Below are 258 nucleotides of genomic sequence, written 5' to 3'. Positions count from 1 at the left end.
TACCCGATCTGAACGAGGTAAGTTGTCCGCGCTCTGACATCCGATGTCGTTTCTGGTAACCCGAACCGTATAAACATGCGTTTGAGCGCCTCCAGCCGGATCTGATCCGCCTGCTGGACCTCGGCCAGAAGTTCGTCCGACTGCAAGGCCCAACTGCGCACGGCAAACTCGAATTTGGCGTCGAAGAGGTCGGTGTTCAGCCAGCAATCGAAAACGTTGAGCATCGCTTCTGCGAGCGACTCCGCATAGGCTTCGGAC

The 258-nt window shown here is 57.0% G+C and carries 1 pseudogene; it reads right to left on the bottom strand.

From position 1 onward, the window contains the following. Positions 1-258: pseudogene (locus tag EOD29_RS32940) on the bottom strand (TetR/AcrR family transcriptional regulator); the annotation flags it as partial.

The organism is Mesorhizobium sp. M1A.T.Ca.IN.004.03.1.1, assembly GCF_003997555.1.
Lineage (GTDB): Bacteria > Pseudomonadota > Alphaproteobacteria > Rhizobiales > Rhizobiaceae > Mesorhizobium.
This window is presented reverse-complemented; position numbering and strand designations above follow the sequence as displayed.